At 47.5% G+C, this 15,656-nt stretch carries 19 protein-coding genes; 11 read left to right on the forward strand and 8 right to left on the reverse strand.

From position 1 onward, the window contains the following. Positions 1-4: 4 nt before the first annotated feature. On the reverse strand, positions 5-1,600 hold the full coding sequence (locus QUE61_RS01245) for a TolC family protein (RefSeq protein WP_286307154.1): 1,596 nt from the start codon (positions 1,598-1,600) through the stop codon (positions 5-7). Between the two features lie 68 nt (positions 1,601-1,668). On the opposite strand from QUE61_RS01245, the gene QUE61_RS01250 reads away from it, so the two are divergent. The 4 genes from QUE61_RS01250 to trmB are packed head-to-tail and all read left to right on the forward strand — an operon-like array spanning position 1,669 to position 4,811. Beyond that, positions 1,669-2,514, forward strand: a complete 846-nt coding sequence (locus QUE61_RS01250) for an undecaprenyl-diphosphate phosphatase (RefSeq protein WP_286308232.1) — start codon at positions 1,669-1,671, stop codon at positions 2,512-2,514. An 18-nt stretch (positions 2,515-2,532) separates the two neighbouring features. Then, positions 2,533-3,015 carry a DUF2721 domain-containing protein gene (locus QUE61_RS01255; protein WP_286307155.1) on the forward strand — a complete coding sequence of 161 codons (483 nt, stop codon included), beginning with the start codon at positions 2,533-2,535 and terminating at the stop codon, positions 3,013-3,015. Positions 3,016-3,056: 41 nt separating this feature from the next. Next, complete coding sequence (locus tag QUE61_RS01260) at positions 3,057-4,004, forward strand: UDP-glucuronic acid decarboxylase family protein (protein WP_286307156.1); 948 nt, start codon at positions 3,057-3,059, stop codon at positions 4,002-4,004. Between the two features lie 6 nt (positions 4,005-4,010). Beyond that, positions 4,011-4,811, forward strand: a complete 801-nt coding sequence (gene trmB, locus QUE61_RS01265) for a tRNA (guanosine(46)-N7)-methyltransferase TrmB (RefSeq protein ID WP_286307157.1) — start codon at positions 4,011-4,013, stop codon at positions 4,809-4,811. Here the strand turns inward: trmB and QUE61_RS01270 are convergent. Then, on the reverse strand, positions 4,808-6,298 hold the full coding sequence (locus QUE61_RS01270) for an NAD-dependent succinate-semialdehyde dehydrogenase (protein ID WP_286307158.1): 1,491 nt from the start codon (positions 6,296-6,298) through the stop codon (positions 4,808-4,810). The genes trmB and QUE61_RS01270 overlap by 4 nt on opposite strands. A 518-nt stretch (positions 6,299-6,816) precedes the next feature. Here QUE61_RS01270 and QUE61_RS01275 point away from each other — a divergent pair. Then, positions 6,817-7,641, forward strand: coding sequence for a lytic transglycosylase domain-containing protein (locus QUE61_RS01275; protein WP_286307159.1), 825 nt, complete (start codon positions 6,817-6,819; stop codon positions 7,639-7,641). Here the strand turns inward: QUE61_RS01275 and nusB are convergent. From nusB to ribBA, 3 genes are read right to left on the reverse strand one after another with little or no spacing between them, the layout of a single operon-like run. Continuing rightward, positions 7,638-8,123 carry a transcription antitermination factor NusB gene (nusB, locus tag QUE61_RS01280; protein ID WP_286307160.1) on the reverse strand — a complete coding sequence of 162 codons (486 nt, stop codon included), beginning with the start codon at positions 8,121-8,123 and terminating at the stop codon, positions 7,638-7,640. The two genes, QUE61_RS01275 and nusB, sit on opposite strands and share 4 nt — an antisense overlap. 3 nt (positions 8,124-8,126) lie before the next feature. Continuing rightward, positions 8,127-8,612, reverse strand: coding sequence for a 6,7-dimethyl-8-ribityllumazine synthase (gene ribH, locus QUE61_RS01285; RefSeq protein WP_286307161.1), 486 nt, complete (start codon positions 8,610-8,612; stop codon positions 8,127-8,129). A 10-nt stretch (positions 8,613-8,622) separates the two neighbouring features. Continuing rightward, a complete protein-coding gene (ribBA, locus tag QUE61_RS01290; protein WP_286307162.1) occupies positions 8,623-9,801 on the reverse strand; it encodes a bifunctional 3,4-dihydroxy-2-butanone-4-phosphate synthase/GTP cyclohydrolase II in 1,179 nt (392 codons plus the stop codon). Positions 9,802-9,946: 145 nt separating this feature from the next. On the opposite strand from ribBA, the gene QUE61_RS01295 reads away from it, so the two are divergent. From QUE61_RS01295 to QUE61_RS01320, 6 genes are read left to right on the forward strand one after another with little or no spacing between them, the layout of a single operon-like run. Continuing rightward, on the forward strand, positions 9,947-10,189 hold the full coding sequence (locus QUE61_RS01295; RefSeq protein WP_286307163.1) for a hypothetical protein: 243 nt from the start codon (positions 9,947-9,949) through the stop codon (positions 10,187-10,189). Further along, positions 10,186-10,836 carry a hypothetical protein gene (locus tag QUE61_RS01300; protein ID WP_286307164.1) on the forward strand — a complete coding sequence of 217 codons (651 nt, stop codon included), beginning with the start codon at positions 10,186-10,188 and terminating at the stop codon, positions 10,834-10,836. Before QUE61_RS01295 ends, QUE61_RS01300 begins: the two co-directional genes overlap by 4 nt. A 14-nt stretch (positions 10,837-10,850) precedes the next feature. Further along, positions 10,851-11,240: a hypothetical protein gene (locus QUE61_RS01305; RefSeq protein WP_286307165.1), complete on the forward strand. Its 390-nt coding sequence runs from the start codon at positions 10,851-10,853 to the stop codon at positions 11,238-11,240. Further along, positions 11,233-11,814 (forward strand): GspH/FimT family pseudopilin, encoded by a 582-nt coding sequence (locus QUE61_RS01310; RefSeq protein ID WP_286307166.1) that lies wholly within the window; start codon positions 11,233-11,235, stop codon positions 11,812-11,814. The genes QUE61_RS01305 and QUE61_RS01310 overlap by 8 nt, the downstream gene beginning before the upstream one ends. A gap of 39 nt (positions 11,815-11,853) precedes the next feature. Then, on the forward strand, positions 11,854-12,975 hold the full coding sequence (gene ribD, locus QUE61_RS01315; RefSeq protein WP_286307167.1) for a bifunctional diaminohydroxyphosphoribosylaminopyrimidine deaminase/5-amino-6-(5-phosphoribosylamino)uracil reductase RibD: 1,122 nt from the start codon (positions 11,854-11,856) through the stop codon (positions 12,973-12,975). A gap of 34 nt (positions 12,976-13,009) precedes the next feature. After that, positions 13,010-13,630 carry a riboflavin synthase gene (locus QUE61_RS01320; RefSeq protein ID WP_286307168.1) on the forward strand — a complete coding sequence of 207 codons (621 nt, stop codon included), beginning with the start codon at positions 13,010-13,012 and terminating at the stop codon, positions 13,628-13,630. On the opposite strand, the gene queC is transcribed toward QUE61_RS01320, so the two are convergent. From queC to pal, 3 genes are all read right to left on the reverse strand, one after another. Beyond that, positions 13,627-14,304 (reverse strand): 7-cyano-7-deazaguanine synthase QueC, encoded by a 678-nt coding sequence (gene queC, locus QUE61_RS01325; protein ID WP_286308233.1) that lies wholly within the window; start codon positions 14,302-14,304, stop codon positions 13,627-13,629. The genes QUE61_RS01320 and queC overlap by 4 nt on opposite strands. A gap of 90 nt (positions 14,305-14,394) precedes the next feature. Then, entirely contained in the window at positions 14,395-15,114 is a 720-nt protein-coding gene (ybgF, locus tag QUE61_RS01330; RefSeq protein ID WP_286307169.1) for a tol-pal system protein YbgF, read from the reverse strand. 11 nt (positions 15,115-15,125) lie between these two features. Further along, the gene (gene pal, locus QUE61_RS01335) at positions 15,126-15,635 is read right to left on the reverse strand and encodes a peptidoglycan-associated lipoprotein Pal (protein ID WP_286307170.1); all 510 of its coding nucleotides are present in this window, start codon (positions 15,633-15,635) and stop codon (positions 15,126-15,128) included. Positions 15,636-15,656: the final 21 nt, after the last annotated feature.

Raw genomic sequence — 15,656 nt, forward strand, 5'->3', positions numbered from 1 at the left:
ATCATTAGCGCAGTAAGGAATTAATCGCAATTAGGTCCTCATCGGACAGATTGGCAGCCTGTGCCTTAAGGCGCAAAGCATTCATGATCGTGTCATAGCGGGCTTTGTAGAGTGAGGCGCGTGTGGTGAAGAGCGTATCTAAGGCAATTAAGACATCGATGTTAATGAGGGTACCAACGTTGTAGCCTAACTTGCTGGATTCCACTGCGGTAGCCGAGGATTTCTCAGCCGCTTCTAATGCCTTGACTGTAGCTAAGCCACCATAGAATCCAGTAAAGGCTTGGCGGGTTGCCTGGGCAGCGGTACGTCGTAGATTGTCGTAATCTGCCTTCGACTTATCAAAAAGCGCTGCGTTTTGGCGGATGACGGACATATTAAATCCGCCCGACACGATAGGCAGTGTCATTTGTAACGCTAAAGTGTTGTTATAAATATTTTGTGTTGGGAGTGGGTTAAAGTTCAGAGCAGAACCATTCGATTGATTAAAACCCGCAGTCCCAACAAAGTTAACGCTTGGATAGTTTGCGGCGAGAGAGCCTTTATATACACTCTCGGCTAATTGCACACTGAGTTGACCAGCCAGTACTCCATAGTTGGCGTTTTCGGATTGGGTAATCCAGTCCTCCAATGCTTGGCCTGGGGGTAGTTTGGGGCTGACACTTTCTGCAATTGGTACTCCTTTGATATCCTTATTGCGGGCCCTTGGATCAGCCACCACCCCAGCAATCGAAACATCCTTTGCCATTGGTTTAATGTGCTTGACCGGGTGGCCAATCAGCTGTTCGAGAACTCCGCGTTTAACGACTAGGTCTGCATGTGCAGCAATCTCTTGAGCATTTGCGACATCAAAGCGTGCCTGGGCATCATTGGCATCGACGATCGTAGCCGAGCCAATCTCAAACTTGGCCTTTGCAGCCTGAAGTTGTTGACGGATTAACTCTTTTTTGCTCTTGAAAAGCTCAACATTGTCTTGAGCTGTTAATACATCAAAGTAGGCTTGCGATACTCGAATGACCAAATCTTGCTGAGCTTGATAAAACTGAAGATCAGAGATTTTGCTATTAAGCTCTCCTTGTTTAAATAGCTGCACCCCACTTAAGTTAAAGACCGGTTGGGTTAGCGTAAGGGTATAGCTGCGCTGATCATAAACTCGGATATTGCCCTCTCCGTGCTGGAAAAACCGAGTAGCAGTTGGATTAGCTGAAACCTGTGGTAGCAATACGGATAACCCTTGCCAGTAGAGCTCTTTTCGGGCTGCTAAATTAAAGCGTGCACTATTAATCACTGGATCATTAAATGCAGCCTCTTGATACAGGGTAAGGAGATCCAAAGTACGGCCATCGAGCGCCTTACGGTTTTGTGGATCCGTTAGGTTCGATGAAATCGGTGGGATTGGGATCGCTGTTTGTGGTGGTGCTTCGAGCCTTAGAAGGTCTTGAGGACTTGAGGTCTTGGGTAATGCATTATTTGCCGGTGTTACGGTGACGGAGCCTTGATTAGAGGTTGGCTGCTGATTCGATTGTGAAAGTACCTGGCTAGATATTATCCATCCAGCCAGTCCAATGAGGGTAATTAATGGGAACCGTTTCATTGAATGCATGATCCGAAGTTTAAGCCCAAACGCCAAGTTAATGAGTTTAGGGGTTTAAGGCTTTAGTATTGATGCCTATGGATCCATTACTTCTATTCAAAGCCCTCATTCTCGGGATTGTTGAGGGCTTAACCGAGTTTTTACCTATCTCGAGCACCGGGCACTTGATCTTGGTGGGGGATCTCTTAAATTTTAATGATGACCGTGGCAAGGCTTTTGAAATCATTATTCAGTTTGGTGCCATTTTGGCAGTGTGCTGGGAGTACCGTGAGCGCCTATTCAAGGTGACCAATACCTTTTTCTCGAGTAAACAATCGCAAAAGTTTGTTTTGCATGTGGTGATTGCCTGTATCCCGGCCATGGGGCTTGGTCTAATTTTTGGTAAGTTCATCAAGGCCCATCTATTTTCACCAGTTCCTGTGGCGAGCGCATTCATTGTGGGTGCCTTTGTGATCTTCTGGGCGGAGTACCGTCAAACCAAAGCGTCGACCATGAAGAAAATCGATAGCATTGATCAGTTGACTGCACTTGATGCCCTAAAGGTGGGGCTAGCCCAATGCGCAGCTCTGATACCTGGCACCTCGCGCTCAGGAGCAACGATTATTGGTGGAATGCTCTTTGGACTACCAAGAGCTGTCGCAACTGAATTTTCTTTTTTCTTAGCAATCCCAGTCATTGGTGGGGCAACTGCGTATGAGTTACTCAAGATTGCAAACTCATCCCAAGCATTTGGTTTTGCTGAGTTTGCACCTACCCTCTTGGTCGGATTTGTCGCTGCGTTCATTTCAGCGTTTATTTGTGTGCGCTGGCTGATTCATTATGTTGCGCATCACAACTTTATCCCCTTCGCTTGGTATCGTATTATTTTTGGCGTTTTAGTTTTGGTGACCTCGTATACCGGTCTTGTCGCTTGGTCTAACTGATCGTTGTAGAGTAAAAATATGAACCTTTCCATCGATGCTATTCAAGCCAATATTCAGTTGGCCTTAGCACCCGTCTTCCTCCTAACGGCTGTCGCTACTTTAGTTGCTGCGATCACAGCAAGACTAGCGCGTAATGTAGATCGGATGCGCTTTATTCAGAATCAGCTATACGGCGATCATCAACTCAGTCAAAAGCTAAAAACGCATTATGAGAAAGAAATTGATGAGTTCAAGACCAGGGGAAGATTATGTACTCTAGCCATTTTCTTTGATGTTTTGGCAGGCGTTTTAATTTCGCTGACTGTTCTTGAGCTGTTTTTAGTACAAACCGGTGCTGGCAAATTAGTCAATGTGGGTTATGTTCTGATCACGTTTGTTGCGGGTTTGGTCTCATTTGTGGTTTCTCTAACACTTATATTGGTTGAGGTTGTATTTGCCTATCGCTCAACGAGTTGGGATATGCCTGCGCAAGAACTATCTCAAAAGCCTAAAAGGTCCTAGGAATAAAATTCGCAGTAATCTAAAATTTCTGAAAGATATCTATGACAATTAATCAAAACAAAATCCTCATCACCGGTGGAGCTGGCTTTTTAGGCTCTCATCTGACTGAACGCTTGGTTCGGGAGGGTAATGATGTTTTGGTAGTGGATAACTTTTTTACTGGCAACAAACAGAACCTTGCGCACTTGATGGGTAATCCTAATTTGGAGATCATGCGCCATGATGTGACCTTTCCTTTGTATGTCGAGGTCAATCAGATCTATAACTTGGCGTGTCCCGCCTCTCCAGTGCATTACCAATACGATCCCGTGCAAACGACTAAAACCAGTGTGCACGGTGCGATTAATATGCTAGGTCTCGCTAAGCGGACGCGCGCCCGTATTTTGCAAGCCTCTACGAGTGAGGTATATGGTGATCCAGAGGTGCATCCTCAACCCGAGGGCTATTGGGGCAGAGTCAATCCGATTGGCATTCGGTCCTGTTATGACGAGGGTAAGCGCTGTGCTGAAACCCTATTTTTTGACTACTTTCGTCAACACCAAACCGATATCAAAGTGGTACGTATCTTCAACACCTATGGCCCAAGGATGCATCCCAATGATGGTCGGGTCGTGAGCAACTTTGTCGTGCAGGCCTTGCAAGGTAAAGACATCACGATTTATGGAGACGGTTCTCAGACCCGAAGTTTTTGTTATGTGGATGATCTAATCGATGCCATGGTTCGGATGATGGCCACAGAAGCTGGCTTTACGGGTCCAGTCAATATTGGCAATCCCGGAGAGTTCACCATGCTTGAGCTTGCCGAGATGGTTCTCAAGCTTTCTGGTAGTCAATCCAAGATTGTTCATCAACCATTGCCATCGGATGATCCGAAGCAGCGCCAACCGAACATCGACTTAGCGAAAGCTAAATTAGGGTGGAAGCCCAAGGTATCCCTTGAGGACGGCTTGAAAGAGACAATCTCTTACTTTCGAGTTCTATTGAAATAAAAAGGCATGGATAAATTCCTGCCATCGAATCATCCTCATAGAAGAATTCGTTCGTTTGTTCGTAGAGCAGGTCGTACTACAAATGCCCAAGAGCATGCGATTGCAACCTTGGGCAATCAATTCCTACTTCCATATCAAGATACATTATTTGATTGGTCAGTATTTGGTCCGTCGTATCAGAATGCCCCCCGCATTGTCGAGATCGGCTTTGGCATGGGAGAGTCAACCGCTCAGATTGCACAGGTTCGTCCCAACGATGTATTTTTAGGCCTTGAGGTTCATGAGCCCGGGGTTGGCGCGCTTCTTAAACGCATTGGTGAGTTGGATCTACATAATCTTCGCTTAATTTCCCATGATGCTGTTGAGGTACTCGAACGGATGGTTGCACCCAGTTCTTTGGATGGGGTTCATATTTTCTTTCCGGATCCATGGCATAAAACGCGTCATCATAAACGCCGCTTAATTCAAAAAGAATTTGTAGAACTACTCGTTTCCCGATTAAAGCCCAATGGCTATCTTCACTTGGCCACTGATTGGCAGCATTACGCGGAGCAAATGCTCTTGGTTCTCAATCACCACCCTCTATTACGAAATCAATCCACTCAAAAAGTTCGCTTAGGAGCCATTCTCGGTATCGATCAGGATCAAACTATCGGTGGTATTGATTGGACGGCGGAGCAGTTACAGGGGATACATGAGGGTTTTGTCGATAAGCCCTCGTATCGCCCGCTGACCAAATTTGAGAACCGTGGTCTTAAATTGGGTCACGGGGTTTGGGATTTGCTCTATCGTAAGGGTGAGTCTTAAAGACCCATACAGACGTATTTCATTTCAAGGTACTCGTCGATTCCCCAAGAGCTACCCTCGCGGCCTAAGCCAGATTGTTTGACCCCCCCAAATGGGGCTACTTCATTTGAGATCAGTCCGGTATTGACTCCCACCATGCCAAATTCGAGCGCTTCAGCGACCTTCCAAACCCGACCAATATCCCGACTGTAAAAGTAAGACGCTAGACCAAATTGACTGCTATTGGCCAGTCGAATCACTTCATCATCATTCTCAAATGGTATGACCGGTGCAACCGGACCAAAGGTTTCTTCATGGGTAATGAGCATCGTATTGGTAACGTTAGCAAGAACCGTTGGTTCATAAAACGTTCCACCTAAACTTGCACGTTTACCGCCAATTATAAGTCGCGCCCCTTTGCTAATTGCATCCGCTACATGTCGCTCCACCTTTTCAATGGCGGCTTGATCGATGAGAGGCCCTTGAGAAACGCCTTGCTCTAGACCGTTTCCAATTTTGATTGCTTTGGTTGCAAGGGCTAACTTTTCTACAAACGCATCGTGTACTTTTTTATGTACATAAAACCGGTTGGCGCAAACGCAAGTTTGCCCGGCATTTCGGTATTTGGAGCTCATTGCGCCCGATACGGCAGCATCAATATCGGCATCGTCAAACACAATGAAGGGCGCATGACCACCAAGCTCTAAGGAGAGTTTCTTGACCGTTGGGGCGCATTGCGCCATCAGAATGCGACCCACCTCTGTGGAGCCGGTAAACGATAGATGGCGTACCGTTGGGGATTCACAAAGGACCTTACCAACCGCAATGGATTGCTCAGCATCGGAGGTCACGATATTAATGACCCCTTGCGGGACCCCTGCTTGATTCGCTAGTTCCGCAATTGCGAGTGCTGAAAGCGGAGTTTGTTCTGCAGGCTTAATCACGATGGTGCATCCGGCTGCCATTGCCGGAGCGATTTTGCGAGTAATCATGGCAATTGGAAAGTTCCAGGGTGTAATGGCGACGCAGACCCCAATGGCTTGCTTTAAAACAATGGTGCGCTTATCACTCCAGGTGGTTGCTGGAATCGCCCCCATGACGCGTTTGGCTTCTTCGGCAAACCATTCTACAAAGGAAGCGCCGTAGACCACTTCCCCCTTAGCTTCGGCAAGGGGTTTGCCTTGCTCAAGAGTCATGAGGGTGGCGAGATCATCCGCATTGGCCAGAATTAACTCAAACCACTTGCGCATGACCTGAGCACGCTCTTTGGCCAGCTTGCCTTTCCAGGCATTTAGAGCCAACTCGGCAGCCGAGATCGCTTCTTGGGCATCCGACCCATTTAAATTAGCAACCTTAGCGATGATTTCACCGCTGGCGGGATTGGAAACGGCAAATCGAGCGTTCCCTGACGCTTTCACCCACTGGCCGTTGATAAACGCATCCTCATGAAAAAGATCGGGGTTCTTCAGGAGCTTACTGATGTCAGCAATTGAGTTAGGAGCGTTCATGATAATTTTCTTTTGAGTGGATGTGTTTCGATGGCTTAGTGTAATCCCAACCGCAGCGGAGGATTATTGGCAATGATTGGCTCCAGAGAGTGGGGTGCTTGGCTCCAAACATACAAAAATAGATACTCAAACGTATTGCCTATGGAGCGAATGCTGATTTCTAAAAACTACTACCAATAGTGGATTTGACTCACTTGACAGCCTATAGGTAGTTAGAATGGTATGTATTTTTTTCCAAAATATGAAAATATGCCCCGAATGAATGTTTTTTTCATGATGAGGAATGAGTGTTGACTAACTTAATTAAATCATTGTTTTAATTGATATTTTTATATTCAGTAGCGCATCATATTAGGGTTTAAACCGATAATATGAATTAATTGATATATAAAACTATTTCTTTATTCTTGACAGGTTATATAGGGGTTTCTAAGATGCGGCATGTTTAATAGTTGTTGCACTGCAATATAAAAGAGTTTAATTGACTGAATTCCTGTTATTGCAATGCGACCCAAACGATGAAACCATTTAATTTGCCAAAGACAATTGGGATTGAACAGCACTTAGCCTCTGCATCTTTAGCTAGGCTCATACAGCGTCTTTTTGCATTTTTGGTTGCTGCTGTTCTTGCTCTTTGGTTACTTGGTCCCCGCACTGGTGCCGGAATTTTTGATCTTGCCCACTATTTAGTTCCCGCCGAAGCCCGCGCGCTCATCCTTGGTGCCGATAGCGCCGAGATCTTGACGGCCGATGAGTCCGCGAATCAGCTCAAGTTTTGGAGCTCAAGCCCACAGAGCATCCCCTCGATTGCAGGGCCTGCATCCCAAATCCCCGGGCATTTGGTCGACTTGAGTGCGATCGATCGCTCCATATTGCGAACTGAGAATGAGCGTCGCGCGGTTGCCGATCACTTGGCCAAAAAATTTGGTATTTCAATGGAAGATACGCTTCACTACGTCAATCAAGCCATGATGGTGAGTAAAGAGGTTAACTTAGACCCTACCTTAATTTTGGCTGTGATGGCGACAGAATCCAGCCTAAACCCCCGTGCTGAGAGCCGTGCCGGTGCCCAAGGGTTAATGCAGGTTCGAACTCACGTCCATCAAGAGAAATTTGAACCCTATGGCGGTCCGTTAGCTGCCTTTATCCCTGAAGCCAATATTCGGGTGGGAGCTCTGATTTTGAAGGCCTGTATCGCTCGTGCTGGATCGCTTGAGGATGGTTTAAAGAGTTATTTGGGCGCTCCCAATGCAGCGAGCGGTATTGGTACCTATACCCACAAGGTATTTTCACAACGTGAAGAGTTACGTAACGTTGCGCGCCGTTTAGGCGGTAACGTTTAGTTCGTGACGATTTCAGCTTGCCGCAGTTTTTGGGCAAGTTGATCTAAAACCCCATTGACGTATTTATGGCCATCGGTACCACCAAAGGTTTTTGCTAATTCAACTGCTTCATTGATTGCCACTTTGTAGGGTACCGATAGATCAGCAGCTAACTCATACGTGCCGATCAGCATTGCAGCATGCTCGACTGGTGATAGCTCAGCCAAGGGTCGATCCAATTCCGGAATAATTAATGCATCGAGTTCTTGGTGTTGGCCAATCACTCCCTGGAAGATGCTTGCAAATAAATCACCCTGACATTTTTTAAATGCCGGATCTTCGCCAAGTTGTTTTGTGATCGCACTGATTGTTAAAGGGGCATCGCTTAGCTCGCCCGCCTTTTGAATCACCAAATACTGATAAATACCCTGTAAGGCATACTCGCGGGCGCGTCGCCGCGGCGTGAGCGAGCGCTTTGGCTTAGAGGTTGATCCAGCGGTCATGATTTATGTTGACTCAATATCAAGGTCAGGATTAATGGCTAGGGCGAGATTGGCCATTTCAACCGCAGCTCGCGCACAATCACGACCCTTTTCGAGGGTGCGTGCAAATGCTTGATCGTCTGTGTCACACGTTAGCACCCCATTGGCAATCGGAATGTCGTGATCCAAACTAATGCGAGTAATGGCACTCGCAGATTCATTAGAGACCAATTCAAAGTGGTAGGTCTCCCCCCGAATGACAGCGCCCAGGGCAATCATGGCATCAAACTCGTGGGTCTTCGCAAGCTGGGAGAGGGCAAAGCCAATCTCTAAGGCGCCAGGTACGGTCACCAATTGAATATCGTGATGAGCCACGCCTAGGTTCAGTAGCTCGGTAATGCAGGCCTCAGACAGGGCTTTACAGTGCTCTTCATTAAAACGAGCTTGCACGATCGCAACTCTTAGATCTTGGCCATTTAAGTCAGCCTCAAAGACATCGATATCGTTCATTCGGTATTCCTCAAGATGAGATGGGTGTGTAGGGGATGTGATCAACAATTTCCAACTGATAGCCAGATAAACTCGGCACTCTAGAGGAGTTAGCTAGTAAACGCATTTTGCGCACACCTAAGTCTTTAAGAATTTGTGCCCCAATTCCGTAACTTCGGAAATCCGTTTTACGCTCCGCACCGGATTGACTCGATGGTTTTGATGGGTTGTGATTGGAGCCCTGGTCCAATTGAGTCAACTTCTCAAACTGCGAAAGCCATTTGAGCTCATTGGGAGCCGCAACTCCGGCAGCGTTGAGTAAAACAGCAACGCCACACGGTGCATTGGCGATCACCTGCAGGGCTTTACTCAATGGCCAGGAATGCGTGGATTGATCAATATCCAAAAGATCCAAAACAGTAACCGGTTCATGAACCCGCACAATCGATTCTTCAGCGGACTGCGGGTCTCCTTGAACCAGTGCAAGGTGTAAGCAGTTACTCGGCGTATCCCGATACACTACACCCGTAAATCGACCCCAAGGGCTGGCAAACTCGCGCACGCCTTCGCGCAACACAATACTCTCCGTTTGACTGCGATACTGAATCAGATCCGCAATCGTTCCAATCTTGAGTTGATGCTCTTTAGCAAATTCGATGAGATCGGGCAAGCGTGCCATACTGCCATCGTCTTTCATGATTTCGCAAATCACGGCAGTGGGCGAGCAACCAGCAAGACTTGCTAAATCACAACCGGCTTCCGTGTGGCCAGAGCGGATTAGGACACCCCCAGGTTGAGCCATTAAAGGAAAGACATGGCCTGGTTGTACTAAATCGGCTGGTTTGGCATTTGGGGCAACAGCGACTTGAATGGTACGTGCTCGATCAGCTGCTGAGATCCCAGTCGTTACGCCACTGGCGGCTTCAATTGAGACCGTGAAGTTTGTACCTAGGGCAGTGCCATTGTCTCGAACCATCAGAGGCAGGTTTAATTGCTGGCAACGCTCTTTCGTGAGGGTGAGGCAAATGAGACCGCGACCATGCTTGGCCATGAAGTTAATGGCCTCAGCACTGACGTGATCAGCGGCAAGAACTAAATCACCTTCATTTTCACGATCCTCTTCATCAACCAAGATGATCATCTTGCCAGCACGAAGGTCGGCCACGATCTCATGAACGGGGCTAATGGCTGGTAATGGTGAGCTTGGCATGGTTATGGAATTCGTAAATAGAGCGTCATTTTAAGCCTTCTTGCTCTTAGTAGGGCTCTACAACAGGATTTTCCGAAGAGGCTGATGGTGAAGCCCTATGGATTTGGGAACAATCTTTGGGATCAGCCACTTCAGGAGAATCCTAATGAACGATGACCATTTAGCCGAATCTGGAATGGTCTTATTTGAGCTTTTGATTGCGATGACCCTTATCGTGGGCAGTATTACGGTTGCTCATATGGTTTATTCAAAACTGGTCATGAAGGCTATTCAATTAGAGAAGTCGCATGCAGCGTGGGTTCATCAAAAGAACCAGCATGAAATTGCACTTTACCTCAATCGATTCAAAAGTCAGCAACCGAACAATGCGCCTCGATCAAAACGATGACCTTACTGGCCTGCTTAACGGCACTCACACTCAGCGCCATTTTGCTATTGCCACCTGCATGGCTGGTTCATCATGTACTTACTCATCACGCTCAGCTCGAGGATCGAGTTTTGCTGCAACAGAATATGGATCGCTCACTGGAGTTAATCAGTCGAGCGATTCAAGGTGCGGGTTATCAATCTAGCTCAATGCAGAATTCATTGACAGTAAACCCAATTACCATCCAAAAAGGCGGCTCTTCTCGCGGTTCTGATGCCATTGTGCTTACCCAAGATATTCCGGACAAATTAGGGTATGACTGCATGGGTAATCCATTAGCACTCGAACGCACTATTAAACAACAGGCCTATCAGCGGTTTTATGTAGAACCCAGTCGGCATGATTCTCGAACCCAGACGCTGATTTGTCAGAGCGTCGATCGTCAAGGTCGGTTACATCAGGGTGAAATTCTGAGTAAGGTTCAGTCCTTGCAGATTAACTGGGTACGAGCACATTCACTAAGCCAAGCGCCTACTATCTCTCGGACCCCAAGCGGCCTGGTTGGCATTACTCTGCGCGTACAACCCCATGGAGGGTCAAATAACCCAACGCGGGTCATCGAGCAGACGCGCTACATTAGTCAGCGCCATGGCATTTATAACCCATGATATTGCTTTGGGTGATGAGTCTTTTACTTTATCTGGCATGGGCGGTAGCCCAGTTAGAGTCGGTGATCGCCCTTGAGATTCAATCGCAAGCGACCCAGGTCCAATATCTGTCCCAGTTTGAGAGAGCAGAAGCGCTCTTAACCCAGTGTGAAGATCGGCTCAGAACATTATTGATTCATGAGCCTAATCCGTCGCAGGAAGACCTCGATGTATTCGGTTCGGAGGGCTGTCGACTAAAGCTCATGAGTGCAACACAAATGGTCCATCAACAGAAACATCCAATGAAGAACACGCTACTAGTCGAGATGGAAGTTGGCCAAGGGATTCGGCTTCGTAGCGCGCTCTGTTATCAAATCGCCAGTCAACACCTTAGCCGCATCAATTGGCAGTTAATCTATGAGTAGAGGACAAGAATATTATTCATTTCACTCGCGAGGGTATGGGGAGCAGGGGTATACCTTATTGGAGTTGATGGTGGTCATCGCGCTCATCAGTTTGCTGCTGATGTTTGGGGTTCCTCAAATCCAAAATCAGTTCTATGAGCGAGAGCTCGAGCATGCGGCGCGCCAGTTCATTTACCACGCACAGTTTGCAAGACAGCGCGCTCTCTATGGGGGTCGCGATATGCTCTTAAAGCCAAGAGCAAGGAATGATGATGAAGCGAATTGGAATTCAGGTTGGCAGCTTGAGGGCCTTGATATAAATGGCTCGCCAGAAAAGATTGTTCGACATTCCTTACCTGCTAATATTGCGATTCATTCCAAGGGGTTTATGGATCCACATTCTGGCCAAAGTCAGATTCGATTTAATCCTGCGGGCGGGGCGAAATCAAAACATGGCGGCTTTGTCGCTAATCGCTTGATTTTTGCTCACACCAAGAACACATCCCTGCAGCGTCATGTCATCTTGGCAGCAAGTGGCCGCTGGCGTATATGTAACCCAAATTCTGCAACGAATCCAAAAGGGCTGGGTTGTTAGTGTATTTAGTCAGATCAATAAATCGGGTTTAATAGCGCTATGACCCAATTTAGTTCATTTGATCGACAGATGATGGCCTTGGCGCTTGAGGAGGCCAATAAGGCCCTGTATCTTTCCAACCCCAATCCACGGGTGGGTTGCGTGATCACCAAGGGTGAACAGATTTTAGGCCAGGGGTTTACCCAGCAAGTGGGGTCTCAGCACGCTGAGATTGAGGCGATCGCTAATGCACGACGGTTGGGAGCAGGTGACACTGAGTTTGCTGCCAGCACCTTTTATGTCACGCTTGAGCCTTGTTCGCATACTGGTCGCACACTCCCGTGTTGTGATGCGTTGATAAAACTCTCGCCACAGCGTGTGGTTATTGCCATGCAAGATCCCAATCCTAAGGTCTCTGGTCAGGGGATTGCAAGCTTACAAAAGCATGGCATTCAGGTGGATCTTGGTTTAATGGCGCATGAAGCGGCCTTACTAAATCCTGGATTTATCAAACGCATGACCCAGGGTCTTCCATATGTGCGCATGAAGATTGCATCGAGTTTGGATGGTCGTACCGCGCTACTCAATGGTAAGAGTCAGTGGATTACAGGACCAGCTGCCCGTGCCGATGGTCATCATTGGCGGGCCCAAGCATGCGCCATTCTTTCGGGGGTGGGTACGGTCAGGGAAGATGATCCAGCTCTCACGGTACGTGAGGTGAGCACTCAGCGTCAGCCATTACGAGTGATTGTGGATTCGCAATTGGAGATTCCGTTAGGAGCTAAGGTGCTGCATGATGGAAATGCCATCATCGTTTGCGCTAATCCAGAGTCAGGCCACTTACAGAAAACCCAAAAAGAGTTGGCGGGGCGCGGTATTGAAGTGGTGCAACTTGCGAATGCAAAGGGTAAGGTAGACCTGCCTAAACTTTTTGCATATTTGGCTAAAGAGCGTGAGATCAATGAAGTCCATGTCGAAGCAGGTCACAAATTAAATGGTTCGCTCATTCGCGAGGGGTGTGTGGATGAGCTTCTCATCTATCAGGCACCTTGCTTCTTGGGTGAGGGCCTAGGAATGGTCAATATTGGACTGCTTCAAGAACTATCACAGAGGGATTCTTGGAGAATTGTTGAACATACTCTGATCGGAGATGATCTGCGCATACGCGCTGTACGTCCATAGTATTGCCTGCCTTCCAAACTGATATAGTGCATTCATGTTTACTGGAATCATTACCGCGATTGGTGAAATTACTCATCTCGCTCCCAAAGGGGATGGCCTCCATTTAACCGTCACAACCCCTGCCAACTATCTTGATGATGTGGCGATCGGGGATAGTATCGCCCTTAATGGCGCCTGCATGACGGTTACGACTATGCAAGCCAACGCCTTTGATGTGGATGTTTCTAAGGAGTCGATTTCAAAAACAACAGGACTCGACAAACTTGGTTCTGTGAATCTAGAAAAGGCTCTACGATTTAATGATCGTCTTGGAGGCCACTTGGTTAGTGGCCATGTCGATGGAATAGGTACAGTTCAATCCTTTACTCCCGTTCAAGGCGATGTATATGGCTCATGGAAGTTGGTAATCGATGCCCCGCAATCATTGGCTCCTTATCTGGCTTACAAAGGATCGATTGTGGTGAATGGCGTATCGCTAACCGTGAATCATGCAGGGTCCAAAGATCAATCCCAATGCCCCATTGAAATCAATATCATTCCTCATACCCTGGATCACACCACACTTGGCAAACTCAAAGCAAACGATCACGTGAACTTAGAAGTGGATCTGATTGCGCGTTATGTGGCGCGCATGCTAAGTAAAGACTCAACTTAATACTGATATCTCGTTGGATCGGCTACCCCAGCCTCTTTAAATCCCGCTTTACGAAGTTGACAAGATTCACAGACGCCGCAGGCTTGGCCTTCTTGATTGGCTTGATAGCACGACACCGTTTGGCTGTAATTAATGCCCAGGGATTGGCCCAGTTGAATGATCTGTGCCTTACTCATGGAAATGATAGGCGCGTGGATCCGGAATCGATGCTGCTCATCAATAGACTCGACCCCAGCTTTTGTAGCTAAGTTCGCCATGGTTTCAAAGGACTTCACATACTCAGGCCGACAATCTGGATACCCCGAGTAATCCACTGCATTAGCACCATAGAACACATCAATACTTCCCAGAGACTCGGCCCAGGCTAGGGCCATCGAGAGCATGATGGTGTTGCGAGCGGGTACATAGGTAATCGGGATGTCTGTTGTCTTTGGATCGCCCTCGGTTGGAACACGCAGCATCTCGTCAGTGAGGGCGGACCCACCAAAGCGGGCAAGATCCAGGTGAATGACCTCATGGCGCTCAACACCAAATGATTGCCCAATCTTTTTTGCAGCATCCAACTCTGACGAGTGCTTTTGGCCGTAATGAACTGAGAGGGCATAACAGCGATAGCCTAGTTGTTTGGCAAGCGCCAGAATGGTCGTAGAGTCCAAGCCACCGGAGAATAGAATGACCGCAGAACTATTGGGTGTGCGTGCCTGTGATTGAGTAAACGAATGCTTAAAAGCAGAAAAGTCCAAAATTAGAAACCCAGGATCTACTTACTTGATGTTGGTAACAATCGGCTTTGCTTCTTTGGCAGCCTCAGAGTCGGGATATTTGGTGATGAGGTCGCTCAGAACCTTTTTGGCCACTGCTTTCTTACCCGACTCAAGATTGGCATTGCCAAGGGTTAACATCGCCGCAGGCACTCGCTGATGGCCTGGGAACCTAGTAATCAGAGTTTGTAATTGATTGATGGAGCCGTTGTAATCTTTAAGAGCGTATTTAGTATTGCCGGACCAAAAGAGTGCAAGGGGCAAATAAGGGCTAGATGGGTATTTCCGGATAAAGGTATTGAGATCGGTATCGGCTTTTTTGAGCTGATTGTTCTGAAACGCATTGAGCGCCTCTTCATATGCAGACCGCTCACCGGGTTGAACCACACCAGTCACACCTTCCACCTCCACGGTTTGGGGTTCAAACCGAGTCAGTCGATTATCTAGATCTTGATAGTAGGTTTTTTGATTATTAGTGAGATCATCCGTTTGCTTTTGTAGAGTCTCGACTTGGCCGCGTAGTTGGGCGTTTTCTGTACGGAGTTTCTCGATCTGATTTTGTAGGTCCAAAATAGCGCCTTGCGAGGCCTGAACCGACTTGCGCATTTCTAGAATGGCTTTGCGAGCCTCGTCATCTGAGAAGATCGCCCAAGCATTACTTGAAAGGAATGCTCCTGCTGTAATCGTAAGAGCGGTACGAGTAAATTTGGAGATAACGGTCAAGCGATTTGCTCTTATTTGGTGATGTAAATGATGTCAGCACGACGGTTCTCAGCCCATGCAGCTTCAGTATTACCTTCTGCTTTGGGTTTTTCTTTTCCAAGACTCACGGCTTCCATTTGATTATCGGGTACGCCCAGTGCGGCGAGGGCTTTACGAACCGCATCCGAGCGACGCTGACCAAGGGCAAGGTTGTATTCGGCGGTACCACGATCATCGGTATTGCCCTGAATCATGATCTTTTGTTGGGGGTTTTGCTTTAAGAAAGCAGCACCAGCTTGCAGCATATTTTGATATTGGGGCTTGATGGTGTATTCATCAAAGTCAAAATAGATGCTGCGCTGAAAGAGGGGACTCTTTGGATCATTCCAGGGTTGAGAAGCAATATTGCTACCTTTAGCCTCATCGGTTTTCATGGTGCTAAGGTCATCTAATTTAACGCCCGATGAGCATGCACTGAGTAGGCCGATGCCTCCCAAAATGCTGGTCAGTACAAAGCGACGCTGGGGTGATGTGGTTTTCATGCGCTCTCCCTCGTATAAATT

The organism is Polynucleobacter sp. HIN5, assembly GCF_030297555.1.
Lineage (GTDB): Bacteria > Pseudomonadota > Gammaproteobacteria > Burkholderiales > Burkholderiaceae > Polynucleobacter.

Excerpts from the sequence above, each read along its gene's own strand:
- QUE61_RS01245 (WP_286307154.1), bottom strand. The coding sequence starts at position 1,600 with ATGCATTCAATGAAACGGTTCCCATTAATTACCCTCATTGGACTGGCT.
- QUE61_RS01250 (WP_286308232.1), top strand. The coding sequence starts at position 1,669 with ATGGATCCATTACTTCTATTCAAAGCCCTCATTCTCGGGATTGTTGAG.
- QUE61_RS01255 (WP_286307155.1), top strand. The coding sequence starts at position 2,533 with ATGAACCTTTCCATCGATGCTATTCAAGCCAATATTCAGTTGGCCTTA.
- QUE61_RS01260 (WP_286307156.1), top strand. The coding sequence starts at position 3,057 with ATGACAATTAATCAAAACAAAATCCTCATCACCGGTGGAGCTGGCTTT.
- trmB (WP_286307157.1), top strand. The coding sequence starts at position 4,011 with ATGGATAAATTCCTGCCATCGAATCATCCTCATAGAAGAATTCGTTCG.
- QUE61_RS01270 (WP_286307158.1), bottom strand. The coding sequence starts at position 6,298 with ATGAACGCTCCTAACTCAATTGCTGACATCAGTAAGCTCCTGAAGAAC.
- QUE61_RS01275 (WP_286307159.1), top strand. The coding sequence starts at position 6,817 with ATGAAACCATTTAATTTGCCAAAGACAATTGGGATTGAACAGCACTTA.
- nusB (WP_286307160.1), bottom strand. The coding sequence starts at position 8,123 with ATGACCGCTGGATCAACCTCTAAGCCAAAGCGCTCGCTCACGCCGCGG.
- ribH (WP_286307161.1), bottom strand. The coding sequence starts at position 8,612 with ATGAACGATATCGATGTCTTTGAGGCTGACTTAAATGGCCAAGATCTA.
- ribBA (WP_286307162.1), bottom strand. The coding sequence starts at position 9,801 with ATGCCAAGCTCACCATTACCAGCCATTAGCCCCGTTCATGAGATCGTG.
- QUE61_RS01295 (WP_286307163.1), top strand. The coding sequence starts at position 9,947 with ATGAACGATGACCATTTAGCCGAATCTGGAATGGTCTTATTTGAGCTT.
- QUE61_RS01300 (WP_286307164.1), top strand. The coding sequence starts at position 10,186 with ATGACCTTACTGGCCTGCTTAACGGCACTCACACTCAGCGCCATTTTG.
- QUE61_RS01305 (WP_286307165.1), top strand. The coding sequence starts at position 10,851 with ATGAGTCTTTTACTTTATCTGGCATGGGCGGTAGCCCAGTTAGAGTCG.
- QUE61_RS01310 (WP_286307166.1), top strand. The coding sequence starts at position 11,233 with ATGAGTAGAGGACAAGAATATTATTCATTTCACTCGCGAGGGTATGGG.
- ribD (WP_286307167.1), top strand. The coding sequence starts at position 11,854 with ATGACCCAATTTAGTTCATTTGATCGACAGATGATGGCCTTGGCGCTT.
- QUE61_RS01320 (WP_286307168.1), top strand. The coding sequence starts at position 13,010 with ATGTTTACTGGAATCATTACCGCGATTGGTGAAATTACTCATCTCGCT.
- pal (WP_286307170.1), bottom strand. The coding sequence starts at position 15,635 with ATGAAAACCACATCACCCCAGCGTCGCTTTGTACTGACCAGCATTTTG.